Annotated in this window: 1 protein-coding gene; it reads left to right on the forward strand. The window is 40.2% G+C overall.

Annotated elements, in window-relative coordinates:
- Nucleotides 1-29: 29 nt before the first annotated feature.
- On the forward strand, nt 30-249 hold a 220-nt coding region (locus R2R70_RS22100), incomplete at its 3' end, for a flagellar hook-basal body complex protein (protein ID WP_410979214.1).

Genomic DNA, 249 nt, shown 5'->3' on the forward strand with positions numbered 1-249 from the left:
GGCTGTATTTAATAGATTAGAGGTCAATTATGAGCTTCAATATTGCATTAACAGGCATAGCTGCCGCACAAAAAGATTTAGACGTTACCGCAAATAATATTGCGAACGTTAATACAACCGGCTTTAAAGAGTCTCGCGCTGAGTTTGCAGATGTATATGCTTCTTCAGTGTTTAGTTCAGGTAGAACTAAAAATGGTGACGGTGTTCAAACTACTATGGTTGCTCAGCAATTCCACCAAGGTTCGCTGC

The organism is Cobetia sp. SIMBA_158 (assembly GCF_046566945.1).
GTDB classification, from domain to species: Bacteria; Pseudomonadota; Gammaproteobacteria; order Pseudomonadales; family Halomonadaceae; genus Cobetia; species Cobetia amphilecti.